The organism is Streptomyces sp. NPDC018947 (assembly GCF_044390505.1).
In the GTDB taxonomy this organism is placed as follows: Bacteria; Actinomycetota; Actinomycetes; order Streptomycetales; family Streptomycetaceae; genus Streptomyces.
Genome location: NZ_JBIRZD010000001.1, coordinates 42553 through 57414, shown reverse-complemented (window position 1 = coordinate 57414; position 14862 = coordinate 42553). Strand labels below are relative to the sequence as shown.

Genomic DNA, 14862 nt, shown 5'->3' with positions numbered 1-14862 from the left:
GGGTGGGCCGTCGCCACGGCACGGGCGAGCGGGCGCCGGGCGAGTCGCCCGGCAATCACCCGTCCGTACGGCTCGCGCGCCGCTCAGCCGTCCGCCGGCTCCACGTCCCGCAGCAGTTGCCCGAAGGCCGCCTCGTCCACCACGGGCGTGCCGTACTGCCGGGCCTTGACCACCTTCGAGGTGCCGGAGTCCGGGTCGTTGGTGACCAGCAGGCTGGTCAGCCGGGACAGGCTGGTGGCGACGTGCAGCCCCGCCTCGGTCGCGCGGTCCTCCAGCAGGTCCCGCTCGATCGAGGTGTCACCCGAGAAGGCGACCCGCATGCCCTGCTTGAGTCTTTTGCCCGCTTCGTACCGGCCCGGGTTGGGATAGGGGCATGCGGGCCTTTTGCGGGAGGGGCGCCAACTGCTCTGCCGGGAGCCGCCGTAGCCCGCCTGCTGACCGATCCGCGGCGCGGGCCGGTCCGACCACTCCGTCAGCGGTCGGCACTCGTGCAGCGGCAGCCGCAGTCCGCCGGCCGCCGCGGCCCTGAGGCTCGGCCGGAACGCCTCCGCCAGCACCCGCGCGTCGTCCAGCGCGTGGTGCGCACGCTGCTGTACGACGCCGAAGTGCGCGGCCAGCGACTCCAGCTTGTGATTGGGCAGCGGCAGCCCCAGCTCCTTGGAGAGCGCGATGGTGCACAGCCGTTGGCGCACCGGGGCCGCGCTCTCGGCCCGCGCGTACTCCCGGGCGATCATCTGCCAGTCGAAGACGGCGTTGTGCGCGACCAGCACCCGGCCCTCCAGCCGGGCGGCGAACTCCGCGGCGACGTCCCGGAACAGGGGCGCCGCGGCGAGGACGTCGCTCGTCAGCCCGTGTATCCACACCGGGCCTGGGTCCCGCTCGGGATTGACCAGCGTGTACCAGTGGTCCTCGACCTCCCCGCGCGCGTCCAGCCGGTAGACGGCCGCGGAGATGATGCGGTCGTCGCGGGCCAGGCCGGTGGTCTCCACGTCGACGACCGCGTACCCCTGCGGATACGCGGCCGGCCACGCGGTGGCGGACGACGCTGCGGTCGTGCGGTCTTCGAGCATGGTCCATGAGGATACGGGCCGCGACCGACAGCCACCCCCGGCAGGTGCCCCGCCACGCCCGCGGACCGTTGCCGCGTCAAGACCGGTCGGCGGGCGTGGCGTTGCGGCGGCGACCGACGCCGACAGGGCAGCGGAGCACGGGTGAGGAGCCTCCCGCACACCGGACCGCGTCCTCCTCGTGTGACGCACCCCACGCGACCCGGGCGACCTCCGCCCCGCCGAGCCCTCGCGGCGGGGACGGGTTCACCAGCGGATCGGCACCGGAAGCGCCGTCAGCAGCCCCGACACCGCGACCGCCAGGCCCAGCAGGGCGACCTCCGCGCGCGCGGGCGTGCAGGCGGTCAGCGGGTCGGCCGCGCGGCCCAGCCGGACCCGGGCCCACAGGGCGAGGGCGGCGACGGCCGCGACCAGGACCACCTTGGCGAGCAGCACCCTCCCGTACGCCGTGTCCGTCACCTGGTCCAGGATCGTGTCCGCCGGCATCCGGCGCAGTGAACTGCACACGCCCGTCGCCGTGATGACGGCGAGCAGTACGGCCGCCACGCGCGCGTAGAGACCCAGCAGGGCGGGCCCGGCCCCGGTGCCGCGCCACAGGCGCAAGGTGCGCAGCGCGTACAGCAGGCCGCCGGCCCACAGCGACGAGCAGGTCAGGTGGACGAGGGTCAGGCCCGAGCCGATCAGCGGGCTGTGCTCCGTGGTGGGGTGGGCGCGCAGGGCCTCCGCGACGACGACGGCGGCCAGCGGCCAGACCTGGGTGCCGGGCCGGCCCGAGACGGCGCACAGTCCGGCCACGAGGAACGCGTTGACCTCCAGGAGCGCGAGCTTGCCGTCGCGCGACGCGTACATGCCGCCCACGTCGATCTCGGCCACGCTCGACGGCACCAGATTGCCGGTGGCCACGACCGAGGCGAGCCCCAGCGCGGCGGCGAACGCGGCGGCGTCGGCGTACGGGGCCCAGCTCCGGGGCCGGCCCGGGGGCGCGCCCGGCAGGGAACGGGCGAGCCGGTTGACGAACAGTTCGCCCAGCGGGACGCTCAGCGCCGCGAACAGCACCGTGCGCAGCAGGGCGATGCCTCCGGTGCCGGGGGCCTCCGCCTCCCCGGTGCCGCGCAGGGCGGGGGCCGGGCCGAACACGGGTATCAGCGCGGCCAGCGCCACCAGCACGAGGACGGCCGCGGTCCGGCCGGTTCCGGAGGGCCGCGCGTGCCGTCCGGTGTCGGTGGCCCGGGGCGAAGGTCGTATCGAGGTCACCTCGGGATCTTCACCAGTCCCCCCGGAAACGGGCAAGTTCACGAGAAGAGCCCGTGGGGCGACGCGGCGGGGCGGCGAGGGACCTGCGCGAAAGGGCGGGCCCGGCAGCCGGTCCGCGGCTGCCGGGCCCCGTCACGCGTGCGTGCCGGTCAGCGGGTCACGGCGTCCAGCGCGTCGGCCATGCCGTGGCCGTAGAAGCCGTTGCGGTTCTTCGGGCCCTCGCAGACCGCGTCGACCTTGCCGTCGCCGTCGATGTCGTACGGCTCGGTGCACGCCGTGGCGTCGGCCTGGGCGTACAGCAGCGCCTTGACCTGCGCCGCGGAGGCGTGCGGGTGCGTCGACTTGATCAGGGCGGCGACGCCCGCGACGTGCGGCGAGGCCATCGACGTACCGGCCATGTAGCCCCACTTGCCGCCGGGCAGCGTGCCCAGGATCAGGCCGCTGGTGGCGGGCGGCGCCGGGGTCTGGTACTTCGTCGAGTCGCCGCCGGGCGCGGCGATGTCGATGATGCCCCGGCCGTAGTTGGAGAAGGACGACTTCAGGCCCTTCGCACCGGTCGCCGCGACCGTGACGACACCCGGGAGCTGGGTCGGGATGTCCAGGCACTCGGACGGGTCGATCACCCGGTCACCGGGCGTGGTGTCGTTGGGGGAGGACGGGTCGAGTATCTCGTCGGACGCGAGGTCGTAGTTCTCGTTGCCGGCCGCGGCGACGTTGACCGCGCCCTTCTTCTCCGCGTACCGCGAGGCCCGCGAGACGGCCTCGACGAGGGCCTTCTGGTCCGGGTCGTTCTTGCAGTTGAAGTACCACGGGTCGGTGTAGTAGCTGTTGTTGGTCACGTCGACGCCGTGCTCGGCCGCCCACATGAAGCCGCAGACCACGGCCTCCGTGTAGAAGAAGCCGTCCGGGTTGGACACCTTGATGCCGGACACCTTCACGCCGGGCGCGACACCCGTCATGCCGATGCCGTTCTTGGCGGCCGCGATCTCACCGGCCACGTGCGTGCCGTGCGGGCTCTCCGCCGCGCTCGGCCGCCAGGCGCCGTCGCTCGTGTCCGGCATGCCGGAGACGCAGTTGACGGACGCCTGCCGGTCGAAGTTCGGCGCGATGTCCGGGTGGGTGTCGTCGACGCCGGTGTCGATCACCGCGACGGTCACCTTGCTGCTGCCGAGCGACTTCTCGTGCGCCCGGTCGGCCTTGATGGCGGGCAGGTCCCACTGGAGGGACTCCAGCGGGTCCTTGCCGGCGACGGCCTCGGCGGACGCGGCCTCCTGGGCGCTGAGCACCTTCGGCGTGCCCACGTCGGTCGTCGCGGCCGACGGCAGCGGCGCGGTGCGGGTGGCACCGGCCGAGGCCACGCCGCGCACCTGGCGCACGGTCTGCGCGAAGTCCGGGTTCGAGGAGTGGACGACCACCACGCCGATCCGGTCGTACGACGTCACGATCGTGCCGCCGGCCTTGGAGATCTCCCGCTTGACGTGCCCCGACAGCCCCTGCCCGGGGTGGAGGTTGACGACGTAGCTGAGCGAGGTCGCCTCGGCGCCGGCGGCCGGGGCGGCCTCGGCGGCGGTGGCCTGGATGTTGGGCAGGAAGGCAAGGGCGGTGGCCAGGGCCATGCCGGCCGGGATCGCGACGGCACGGCGGCGACGGGAGTGGGACGCAGTCATGTACGAGGTCTCCAGTTCGTGACGGAAGGGGACGGAAGAGCCTGGGGGCAGGTCACTCGACCGCGCGCAGCGCGTTGACGATGCCGAAACCGTAGAAGCCGTTGACGCGCTCGCCGCCCTCGCAGGTGGCGTCCTGGGTGCCGTCGCCGTCCTGGTCGTAGGAGGCCGGGCAGCCCGGGTTGTCCGCCTGTGCCTTCAGCAGCTCCTGCAACTGGTCCGGAGTGGCGCCCGGGTACCTCGACTTCAGCAGCGCGGCGACGCCCGCGGCGTGCGGGGAGGCCATCGAGGTGCCCTGGAGGAAGCCGTACCCGTTGTTGGGCATCGTCGACAGGATCCGGCCGTCCTTCGACGGGGTGTCCGGGATCTGGTAGCGCCGGTCACCGCCCGGCGCGGCGACGTCCACGACGCCGTTGCCGTACGAGGAGTAGTACGACTTCTCGGACTTCACGCCCGTCGCGCTCACCGTGACGACGCCCGGAAGCTGGGTGGGCACGTCGAGGCAGACGTGCGGGTCGATCGTCCGCGTCACCGGCGTGGAGTCGTCGGGGCTGGAGTCGTCGACGATGGCGTCGGAGTCCAGGTCGTGGTTGGAGTTGCCCGCCGAGGCGAGGCTGAGGGTGCCCTTCTTCTGGGCGTACCGCTGGGCGCGACCGACCGCGTCGACGATGGCGCGCTGGTCGGGGTCGTCCATGCAGTTGTAGAGCCAGGGGTCCACGTAGTAGCTGTTGTTCGTGATCTCCACGCCGTGGTCGGCGGCGAACACGAAGGCGCAGACCACGTTCTCGGGGTAGAACAGGCCGTCGTCGGGGTCGCTCACCTTGATGCCGGAGACCTTCACGCCCGGGGCGACACCGGCGACGCCGATGCCGTTGCGGGCGGCGGCTATCTCACCGGCGACATGGGTGCCGTGGTAGTCGTCGGCGGTGTAGGGGCGCCAGGCGCCCTCGCTGGTGTCCGCCTTGCCGCCCACGCAGTTGGCGGACTGGGAGCGGGAGAAGTTCGGGGCGAGGTCGGGGTGGGTGTCGTCGACGCCGGTGTCGATCACGGCGACGGTGACCCGCGGACTGCCCGGGTTGATCTCCGCGGCCCGGTCGGCGCCTATCGCGCGCAGGTCCCACTGGTCCGCCTCGAGCGGCTCGCCGGCGCCGGCGGCCTCGGACGCCTTCGCGATCCGGGCGGCCTGCTCGGCGGAGAGCATCTCCGCCGCGCCCTCGTCCGTCGTGCCGGCGGCCTTCAGGGGCGCGGTGCGGGTCGCGCCCGCCGACTGCACCCCGGGCACCTTGCGCATCTCCTCGCCGAACGCGGGGTTCGCCGAGTGGACGACGAGCACGCCGATCCTGTCGTACGCGGCGACCACGCTGCCGCCTGCCTTGGCTGCGGCCCGCTTCACCGAGGCGATCGTGCGGTCGTCCGTCCGCGTGTTGACGACGTACGCCAGGGCGGAGGCGTCGGACGCCCCGTCGGCCCGTACGGCGGCCTCCGTCCGCGGGGCGGCCGACGCGGCCGCCGGCAGGAAGCCGAGCGACGCGGTCAGCGAGAGCACGACCGGGACGGCGAGAGCGAGCCGCCGTCTGGAACGCAGATGACTCATGGGGTCTCCACATCATCCGGAAAAGGGACCGGCCCGGAGACACAGATGGTGTCCGGGCAGGTACATGACGCAGTGGTGCAGGGCGAAGCTATCTCCCGGAGCCGCTGGCCAGCAATGATTTGCCACAAGTGACTTGGGAAAGTGCCCCGCGAGTTGAACCGGGCCCGATGGGGCCCCGTGTCGTTGGACAGGGAGCCCGAGCAGCATCGGGCCCCGCGAGAACCCCGAGGTTCCCAGCCGTCCTGTCCGTCGTACGAGGAGACTCCGTGGCCACCGACGCACCGCCCCCCTCGAAAGAGGAACACCGACTCCCCTCCACCGAGGAGTTCTCCGAGGTGCAGCAGAGCGCGGAGTTCGCCGAACTGCGCCGCTCCTTCCGCTCCTTCGCCTTCCCCCTGACGATCGCCTTCGTCGCCTGGTACCTGCTGTACGTGCTGCTGTCGAACTACGCGGGCGGCTTCATGGGCACCAAGCTGTTCGGCAACATCAACGTCGCGTTCGTCCTCGGCATCGCCCAGTTCGTCACCACGTTCCTCATCGCCTGGTGGTACTCGCGGCACGCCGCCGCGAAGCTCGACCCCAAGGCCGAGGCCATCAAGTCCCGGATGGAGGGCGGCGCATGAGCCCCGCACAGACCGTTCTCGCCGCCGAGCTGGCCGCCAACGAGGCGGGCGAGCACCGGCCGCTGATCATCACGCTGTTCTCCGTGTTCGTCGTCGCCACCCTCTTCATCACCGTCTGGGCGGGCCGGCAGACCAAGGACGCCGCCGACTTCTACGCGGGCGGCCGCCAGTTCAGCGCCTTCCAGAACGGACTCGCCGTCTCCGGCGACTACATGTCGGCCGCGTCCTTCCTCGGCATCGCCGGCGCCATCGCCCTCTTCGGCTACGACGGCTTCCTGTACTCCATCGGCTTCCTGGTCGCCTGGCTGGTGGCCCTGCTGCTGGTCGCCGAGCCGCTGCGCAACTCCGGCCGCTACACGATGGGCGACGTCCTCGCCTACCGGATGCGCCAGCGCCCCGTGCGCACCGCCGCCGGCACGTCCACGATCGTCGTGTCGATCTTCTACCTGCTGGCCCAGATGGCCGGCGCCGGCGTCCTCGTCTCACTGCTGCTCGGCATCACCTCCGACGCCGGCAAGGTCCTCATCGTCGCCCTCGTCGGCGTCCTGATGATCGTGTACGTCACCATCGGCGGCATGAAGGGCACCACCTGGGTCCAGATGGTCAAGGCCGTGCTGCTGATCGGCGGCACCCTCCTGATCACCTTCCTGGTGCTGCTGAAGTTCGACTTCAACATCTCCGACCTGCTCGGCAAGGCCGCCGAGAACAGCGGCAAGGGCGCCGCCTTCCTGGAGCCCGGCCTCCAGTACGGCGCGACCGGCACCTCCAAGCTGGACTTCATCTCCCTCGGCATCGCCCTGGTCCTCGGCACCGCGGGCCTGCCGCACATCCTGATCCGCTTCTACACCGTGCCCAACGCCAAGGCCGCCCGTAAGTCCGTGAACTGGGCGATCGGCATCATCGGCGCCTTCTACCTGATGACCATCGCGCTCGGCTTCGGCGCCGCCGCGCTCATCGGCCAGGACGAGATCATCGCGTCCAACCCGTCCGGCAACACGGCGGCACCCCTGCTCGCCCTGCACGTCGGCGGCGTCGACTCGGCCTGGGGCGCGATCCTGCTCGCCACGATCTCGGCGGTCGCCTTCGCCACCATCCTCGCCGTGGTCGCCGGCCTCACCCTCGCCTCGTCCTCGTCCTTCGCGCACGACATCTACGCCAACGTCATCCGCAAGGGCCAGGCCACCGAGAAGGAGGAGATGCGGGCCGCCCGCTGGGCGACCGTCTTCATCGGCGTCGTCTCCATCGCCCTCGGCGCCCTCGCCCGCGACCTGAACGTGGCCGGCCTGGTCGCCCTCGCCTTCGCGGTCGCCGCCTCCGCCAACCTGCCGACGATCCTCTACAGCCTGTTCTGGAAGCGGTTCACCACCCAGGGCGCCCTCTGGTCCATCTACGGCGGTCTGATCGTCGCCGTCGGCCTGGTGCTGTTCTCGCCCGTCGTCTCGGGCGACCCGAAGGCGATGTTCCCGGACGTCGACTTCGCCTGGTTCCCGCTCAAGAACCCGGGCCTCATCTCCATCCCGTTCGGCTTCCTCATGGGCTGGCTCGGCACGGTCCTGTCCAAGGAGGAGCCCGACAAGGGCAAGTACGCGGAGCTGGAGGTCAGGTCCCTGACCGGCACGGGCGCCCACTGACCCCGTCCCGGACCCGGCCCCGTCGTAGATCCCTACGACGGGGCCGCGCCGTACGTCGTAGGGATCGGGCCGCTGTCGTCGTCGGCCATGTCACGTAGGCTCGCAGGTGTCGGAGGAAAGAAGCCGCCGATCCGCGTCGAGGGAGGGGGCCCACGTGCTCATCGACACCTACGGCCGAGTGGCCACCGACCTGAGGGTCTCGCTGACCGACCGCTGCAACCTGCGTTGCACGTACTGCATGCCCGAGGAGGGGCTGCAGTGGCTGGCCAAGCCGGACCTGCTCACCGACGACGAGATCGTCCGCCTCATCGGCATCGCGGTCACCTCCCTCGGCATCGAGGAGGTCCGCTTCACCGGCGGCGAGCCGCTGCTGCGCCCCGGCCTGGTGGGCATCGTCGAGCGCGTCGCCGCGCTGGAACCGCGCCCCCAGATGTCCCTCACCACCAACGGTATCGGCCTCAAGCGCACCGCGACGGCCCTGAAGGCCGCGGGCCTGGACCGGGTCAACGTCTCCCTGGACACGCTGCGCCCGGACGTCTTCAAGACCCTCACCCGCAGGGACCGCCACAAGGACGTCCTGGAGGGCCTCGCGGCCGCCCGCGAGGCGGACCTGACCCCGGTGAAGGTGAACTCGGTCCTGATGCCCGGCCTCAACGACGACGAGGCCCCCGACCTGCTGGCCTGGGCCGTCGAGCACGACTACGAGCTGCGGTTCATCGAGCAGATGCCGCTGGACGCCCAGCACGGCTGGAAGCGCGAGGGCATGGTCACCGCCGGTGACATCCTGGCCGCGCTGCGCACCCGCTTCGAGCTGACCGCCGAGGGCTCGAAGGAGCGCGGCTCCGCCCCCGCCGAGCGCTGGCTCGTGGACGGCGGACCGCACCGCGTCGGCGTCATCGCCTCCGTCACCCGCCCGTTCTGCTCGGCCTGCGACCGCACCCGCCTGACCGCCGACGGCCAGGTGCGCACCTGCCTGTTCGCCACCGAGGAGACCGACCTGCGCGCCGCCCTGCGCTCCGGCGCCCCGGACGAGGAGATCGCCCGCATCTGGAGGCAGGCCATGTGGGGCAAGAAGGCGGGCGCGGGTCTGGACGACCCGTCGTTCGTCCAGCCCGACCGGCCGATGTCCGCGATCGGCGGCTGACGCCGGCGCGCGACGTCGTCCGGCGGGGCCGGGCCTCAGGTGTTCCCGGCCGCCCGCCAGTCCTCGAACCTGACGACGTCCTTCAGGAACCCGCGCACCCCGAGGAACTGGGACAGGTGCTCCCGGTGCTCCTCGCAGGCGAGCCAGGTCTTGCGGCGCTCCGGCGTGTGCACCTTCGGGTTGTTCCACGCCAGCACCCACACGGCGGCGTCGCGGCAGCCCTTGGCGGAGCAGATCGGGGTCGGTTCGTCACTCACGGGTTCGTCTCACAACTCACGGAAAAAGGCGACGCCGAGCAGCCACGGGGGGAGCTGCCCGGCGTCGGTCCGTCGCTCCGACGGGGGATGCGGAGCGCGTACGAAGTATGTCACGGGTCACCCGTCGCCCGGCAACGGAACTACACGATCGATCTGAGCTTTTCTTGAGCCTTGGCGTGGAATCGACACCCGCCCGGGCCCGTCCCGCCGCCGTGTCCGGCACGGCTCCGCGGTCACGACCTGCCGCGCGGCTCACCCGCCGCACCCTGCGCGGGATCCGGCGCGACGCCTTCCGCAACGGGTTCCGCCGCGTCGTCCTCGGCGCGCGGAGCAGTGATCATCGGGGGAGGCGGCACCGTCACGAAGGTCGACGGCAGCGACGGCGCGTTCTCCCGTCCCGCGTTCGCGATCACGACCGCGATGTAGGGCAGCACCGCCCCGAGCACCAGCGCCACGATCGCCACGTGCCGCTCCACGTTCCACAGGCAGGCGGCGAGGATGACCGAAACCGTGCGGATCGACATCGAGATGACATAGCGTCGCTGCCGCCCGCGCACGTCCTCCTGGAGCCCCGCACGCGCTCCGGTGATCCGGAACACCTCGGTCCCGTGTCCAGCGCCCAGCTTCCGCATCACGTTCCACCAACCGCCCGCATCGGTCTCTCCCCGCCCCGTTCCCGTCCGCGGCCGCTCGGGGACGACGGTCCCGGACGTCTCCACGTTACGCCGCGTCCACGCCCGCCACGAGACCGGGTCGCCCCTGGTCCGGGCGTCCGGCGCGCACTTCGGCGCGCAGACGGCGGCCCCGTTCGGCCGTACCCCGGATGCGCCGTTCGCGGTACGGCCGAAGACTGGCGGCAGTGCTCACGCGGAGCCGTACGAGGGAGGCAGCCATGGGCTGGTTGTGGGCGATCATCGTCGGATTCGTGCTCGGTCTGATCGCCAAGGCGATCATTCCGGGCAAGCAGCACAGCCCCCTGTGGCTGACCACCATCTTCGGCATGCTCGGCGCCATCGCCGGCAACGCGGTCGCCCGCGCGGCCGGCGTCGAGGCGACCAGCGGCATCGACTGGTGGCGGCACCTGTTCCAGCTCGTCGCGGCGATCATCATCGTCGCCGTCGGCGACGCGGCCTACATGGCGGTGCGCGGCAACAGGCGGCGCGAACGCGCCTGAGGGCCGGTACGGCGAAGGGGCGGCCCCCGGACACCGGGAACCGCCCCTCGTGCGTGCGCTCAGGCGCCCGTGACCTCCACCGCGGCCAGGTTCTTCTTGCCGCGGCGCAGCACCAGCCAGCGCCCGTGCAGCAGGTCCTCCCGGGCGGGGACCGCGTCCTCGCCGGCGACCTTGGCGTTGTTCACGTAGGCGCCGCCCTCCTTGACCGTGCGGCGCGCGGCGGACTTGCTGGCCACCAGGCCGACCTCGGCGAACAGGTCCACCACCGGGCCCAGCTCGGCCACCCGGACGTGGGGCACCTCGGACAGGGCCGCGGCCAGCGTCCTCTCGTCCAGCTCGGCCAGGTCGCCCTGGCCGAAGAGGGCCTTGGACGCGGCGATCACGGCGGCCGTCTGGCCGGCGCCGTGCACCAGCGTCGTCAGCTCCTCGGCGAGCGCGCGCTGAGCCGCGCGGGCCTGAGGACGCTCCTCGGTCTGCCGCTCCAGCTCCTCCAGCTCCGCACGGGACCTGAAGGACAGGATGCGCATGTAGCGCGAGATGTCCCGGTCGTCCACGTTCAGCCAGAACTGGTAGAACGCGTACGGCGTCGTCATCTCCGGGTCGAGCCAGACGGCGCCGCCCTCGGTCTTGCCGAACTTGGTGCCGTCCGCCTTGGTCATCAGCGGCGTCGCGTAGGCGTGGACGGTCGCGTCCGGCTCCAGCCGGTGCAGCAGGTCGAGGCCCGCCGTCAGGTTGCCCCACTGGTCGCTGCCGCCCTGCTGCATCGTGCAGCCGTAGCGCCGGTAGAGCTGGAGGAAGTCCATCGCCTGGAGGAGCTGGTAGCTGAACTCCGTGTAGCTGATGCCCTCGGAGGACTCCAGGCGCCGGGCGACGGAGTCCTTGGTCAGCATCTTGTTGACGCGGAAGTGCTTGCCGATGTCCCGCAGGAACTCGATCGCGGACAGGTTCGCCGTCCAGTCGAGGTTGTTGACCATCACGGCCGCGTTCTCGCCCTCGAAGGACAGGAACGGCTCGATCTGGCCGCGCAGCCGCTCCACCCAGCCCGCGACGGTCTCCGGCGAGTTCAGCGTGCGCTCCGCGGTCGGCCTCGGGTCGCCGATCTGGCCCGTGGCGCCGCCGACCAGTGCCAGCGGCCGGTGCCCGGCCTGCTGGAGCCGGCGCACGGTGAGCACCTGCACCAGGTGCCCGACGTGCAGGGACGGCGCGGTCGGGTCGAAACCGCAATAGAACGTGACGGGACCGTCCGCGAGCGCCTTGCGCAAGGCGTCCTCGTCGGTGGACTGGGCGAACAGCCCGCGCCACTGCAGCTCGTCGACGATGTCCGTCACGGTTCTCGTGTCTCCCACATGTTCATGATCTTCAGGCGGTCGGGTGACAGCCGACTACGAGGTTATACGCCCTGGCTGACAGAGCTCATGTGGAAATCGGGGACGCGCAGCGGGGGCATCGCGGCCCTGGTGAACCAGTCGCCCCACTCCCTGGGCAGCGTCTTCTCCGTGCGCCCGGCCTCCGTGGCCCGGCCCAGCAGGGAGACCGGCGACTCGTTGAACCGGAAGTTGTTCACCTCGCCGACGACCTCGCCGTCCTCCACCAGGTAGACGCCGTCGCGGGTCAGGCCGGTCAGCAGCAGCGTCGCCGGATCGACCTCGCGGATGTACCACAGGCAGGTAAGCAGCAGCCCCCGCCCGGTGCCGGCGACCATCTCCTCCAGGGAGCGGTCGCCGCCGCCCTCCAGGACGAGGTTGTCGGCCGCCGGGGCCACGGGCAGCCCGGTCAGCCCGGCGCTGTGCCGGGTGGTGGTCAGCCGGTTCAGCACGCCCTCGCGGATCCAGTCGGTCGCCGCCACCGGCAGCCCGTTGTCGAACACCGACTCGTCGCCGCCGGAGGAGTGCGCGATCACGAAGGGCGCGCTCTCCAGCCCCGGCTCGTGCGGGTCGCTGCGCAGCGTCAGCGGCAGCTCGCCGAGCCGGTCGCCGAGGCGCGTGCCGCCGCCCGGCTCGGAGAACACCGTGCGCCCCTCGACCGCGTCCCGCCCGGAGGCCGACCAGAGCTGGTAGATCAGCAGGTCGGCGACCGCGGTCGGCGGAAGCAGCGTCTCGTACCGGCCCGCCGGCAGCTCGACGCGCCGCTCGGCCCAGCCGAGCCGTACGGCCAGCTCGGCGTCGAGCGCCGCCGGGTCGACGTCCTTGAAGTCCCGCGTGGAGCGCCCCGCCCACGCCGAGCGGGCACGGTCGGGCGACTTGGCGTTCAGCTCCAGCGTCCCGGTGGGCTGGTCGTGCCGCAGCCGCAGCCCCGTGGACGTCCCCACGTACGTCGACGTCAGCTCGTGCCGGGCGAAGCCGTACAGCTCCCGGCCGCCCGCACGCGCGCGTGCGAACGCCTCCCCGAGGGCCGGCGCGAAGTCGGCGAACACGGCCGACGACGTCTCGGCGGGCGCTTCGGTGAAGTCGGGCGACGCCGGCACCCCGGTGACCAGCGGCTGCGCGTCCTCGGCGGGACCCGCGCCGCGCGCCGCGGCCTCGGCGGCGCGCACCAGGGGCTCCAGCTCGTCCGCGGTCACCGCCGAGCGCGAGACGACACCGGACGCGGTGCCCTCCTGCCCGTCCACGGTGGCGACGACGGTGAGCGTGCGCCCGCGCGTGACGCCGTTGGTGGTGAGCGCGTTGCCGGCCCAGCGCAGATTGGCGGTGGACTCCTCGTCGGCGATGACCACGCACCCGTCGGCCCGGGACAGTTCCAGCGCCCGCTCGACGATCTCGTGCGGCTTGTTCGTGCGCGCGCTCATCGGCCGGCCTCCTGCGTGGTGTTGAGGATGTTGACGCCCTTGAAGAGGGCGGAGGGACAGCCGTGGGAGACCGCCGCGACCTGCCCCGGCTGGGCCTTGCCGCAGTTGAACGCCCCGCCGAGGACGTACGTCTGCGGGCCGCCGACGGCCGCCATGGAACCCCAGAAGTCGGTGGTCGTCGCCTGGTAGGCCACGTCCCGCACCTGCCCGGCGAGTCGGCCGTTCTCGATCCGGAAGAACCGCTGCCCGGTGAACTGGAAGTTGTAGCGCTGCATGTCGATGGACCAGGACCGGTCCCCGACGACGTAGATGCCCCGGTCCACCCCGCCGATCAGGTCCTGTGTCGACAGCCCGCCGGGATCCGGCCGCAGCGACACGTTGGCCATGCGCTGCACGGGCACATGGGCGGGGGAGTCGGCGTAGGCGCAGCCGTTGGACCGCTCGAAGCCGGTGAGCTTCGCGATGCGCCGGTCGAGCTGGTAGCCGACCAGCGTGCCGTCCTTCACCAGGTCCCAGGACTGGCACTCGACGCCCTCGTCGTCGTACCCGATCGTGGCGAGCCCGTGCTCGGCGGTGCGGTCGCCGGTGACGTTCATCAGCTCCGAGCCGTAGCGCAACGTGCCGAGCTGGTCGAACGTGGCGAAGGAGGTGCCGGCGTAGGCGGCCTCGTAGCCGAGGGCGCGGTCCAGCTCGGTGGCGTGCCCGATGGACTCGTGGATGGTCAGCCACAGGTTGGACGGGTCGACGACCAGGTCGTACAGGCCCGGATCCACGCTCGGCGCGCGCATCTTCCCGGCCAGCAGCTCCGGGATCTCGGCCAGCTCGGCGTCCCAGTCCCAGCCGGTGCCGGTCAGGTACTCCCAGCCGCGTCCGACGGGCGGCGCGAGGGTGCGCATCGAGTCGAACTCGCCGCTGGAGTCGTCCACCGACACGGCCGTGAGCACCGGGTGCAGCCGGACCCGCTGCTGCGTGGTCACGGTGCCCGCGGTGTCGGCGTAGAACTTGTTCTCGTGCACGGTGAGCAGCGAGGCGTCCACGTGGTCGACCCCGTCGGCCGCGAGCAGCCGCGCGCTGAAGTCGGCGAGCAGGTCCGCCTTCTCACGGTCGGGCACGGTGAAGGGATCGATCTCGTACGACGACACCCACGTCCGGTCGGCGTGCACGGGCTCGCCGGCCAGCTCCACCCGCTCGTCGGACCCGGCGGCCTCGATCACCCGCGCGGACAGCTTCGCCATCGCCACCGCCTGCGAGGCGACCTTCGCGGCGGCGTCCATCGTCAGGTCCACACCGGACGCGAAGCCCCAGGTCCCGCCGTGCACCACGCGCACCGCGTACCCGAGGTCGGTGGTGTCCGACGATCCCGCGGGCCTCGCGTCCCGCAGCCGCAGGGAGGCGCTGCGCACCCGCTCCAGCCGGAAGTCGGCGTGCTCGGCGCCGAGCGCACGCGCGCGTGCGAGCGCGGCGTCGGCGAGGGCGCGTAGGGGGAGTGCCAGGAACGACTGATCGACTTCATGGGGCACGGGTGGAGATCCCTTCGGAGGCTTGCCTGGCGGCCATCGGAGGCAGTGAACCATGCCCACTGCCCGGGGCTCCTGGAAAGCGGGCCGGAGAGGGGGAACCCCCGGCCAGGGGAGGGGGGGCGGAGCAGTAGGGTGAATCAGTTGCGTAG

General features: G+C 72.1%; 13 protein-coding genes. 4 read left to right on the top strand and 9 right to left on the bottom strand.

The features are described 5' to 3' along the window. Positions 1–83: 83 nt before the first annotated feature. From ACH499_RS00230 to ACH499_RS00215, 4 genes are all read right to left on the bottom strand, one after another. Complete coding sequence (locus ACH499_RS00230; RefSeq protein WP_392835529.1) at positions 84–1070, bottom strand: DEDDh family exonuclease; 987 nt, start codon at positions 1068–1070, stop codon at positions 84–86. A 243-nt stretch (positions 1071–1313) separates the two neighbouring features. After that, complete coding sequence (locus ACH499_RS00225) at positions 1314–2321, bottom strand: CopD family protein (protein WP_399012923.1); 1008 nt, start codon at positions 2319–2321, stop codon at positions 1314–1316. Between the two features lie 149 nt (positions 2322–2470). Then, positions 2471–3988 carry a S8 family peptidase gene (locus ACH499_RS00220; RefSeq protein ID WP_399012922.1) on the bottom strand — a complete coding sequence of 506 codons (1518 nt, stop codon included), beginning with the start codon at positions 3986–3988 and terminating at the stop codon, positions 2471–2473. Positions 3989–4040: 52 nt separating this feature from the next. After that, positions 4041–5579, bottom strand: coding sequence for a S8 family serine peptidase (locus ACH499_RS00215; protein ID WP_399012921.1), 1539 nt, complete (start codon positions 5577–5579; stop codon positions 4041–4043). A 266-nt stretch (positions 5580–5845) separates the two neighbouring features. Between ACH499_RS00215 and ACH499_RS00210 the strand changes: the two genes are divergently transcribed. The 3 genes from ACH499_RS00210 to moaA all read left to right on the top strand — a co-directional run bounded on the left by ACH499_RS00210 (position 5846) and on the right by moaA (position 8977). Next, positions 5846–6202 carry a DUF485 domain-containing protein gene (locus ACH499_RS00210; RefSeq protein WP_356203878.1) on the top strand — a complete coding sequence of 119 codons (357 nt, stop codon included), beginning with the start codon at positions 5846–5848 and terminating at the stop codon, positions 6200–6202. Next, positions 6199–7833, top strand: a complete 1635-nt coding sequence (locus ACH499_RS00205) for a cation acetate symporter (RefSeq protein WP_356203880.1) — start codon at positions 6199–6201, stop codon at positions 7831–7833. The genes ACH499_RS00210 and ACH499_RS00205 overlap by 4 nt, the downstream gene beginning before the upstream one ends. A gap of 154 nt (positions 7834–7987) precedes the next feature. Then, positions 7988–8977, top strand: coding sequence for a GTP 3',8-cyclase MoaA (gene moaA / locus ACH499_RS00200; RefSeq protein WP_356203883.1), 990 nt, complete (start codon positions 7988–7990; stop codon positions 8975–8977). A 35-nt stretch (positions 8978–9012) separates the two neighbouring features. On the opposite strand, the gene ACH499_RS00195 is transcribed toward moaA, so the two are convergent. Both ACH499_RS00195 and ACH499_RS00190 read right to left on the bottom strand, forming a co-directional pair. Next, complete coding sequence (locus tag ACH499_RS00195) at positions 9013–9234, bottom strand: hypothetical protein (protein WP_399012919.1); 222 nt, start codon at positions 9232–9234, stop codon at positions 9013–9015. Positions 9235–9467: 233 nt separating this feature from the next. Next, on the bottom strand, positions 9468–9866 hold the full coding sequence (locus ACH499_RS00190) for a DUF3099 domain-containing protein (protein ID WP_356203885.1): 399 nt from the start codon (positions 9864–9866) through the stop codon (positions 9468–9470). A gap of 260 nt (positions 9867–10126) precedes the next feature. On the opposite strand from ACH499_RS00190, the gene ACH499_RS00185 reads away from it, so the two are divergent. Continuing rightward, complete coding sequence (locus ACH499_RS00185) at positions 10127–10408, top strand: GlsB/YeaQ/YmgE family stress response membrane protein (protein ID WP_356203887.1); 282 nt, start codon at positions 10127–10129, stop codon at positions 10406–10408. A gap of 59 nt (positions 10409–10467) precedes the next feature. Here ACH499_RS00185 and tyrS read toward each other — a convergent pair whose 3' ends face one another. The 3 genes from tyrS to ACH499_RS00170 form a co-directional block, all read right to left on the bottom strand. Further along, positions 10468–11736, bottom strand: a complete 1269-nt coding sequence (gene tyrS, locus ACH499_RS00180; RefSeq protein WP_399013796.1) for a tyrosine--tRNA ligase — start codon at positions 11734–11736, stop codon at positions 10468–10470. A gap of 62 nt (positions 11737–11798) precedes the next feature. Next, positions 11799–13193 (bottom strand): metallopeptidase TldD-related protein, encoded by a 1395-nt coding sequence (locus tag ACH499_RS00175; RefSeq protein WP_399012918.1) that lies wholly within the window; start codon positions 13191–13193, stop codon positions 11799–11801. After that, positions 13190–14713 (bottom strand): TldD/PmbA family protein, encoded by a 1524-nt coding sequence (locus tag ACH499_RS00170; protein ID WP_399012916.1) that lies wholly within the window; start codon positions 14711–14713, stop codon positions 13190–13192. The genes ACH499_RS00175 and ACH499_RS00170 overlap by 4 nt, the downstream gene beginning before the upstream one ends. Positions 14714–14862 lie beyond the last annotated feature (149 nt).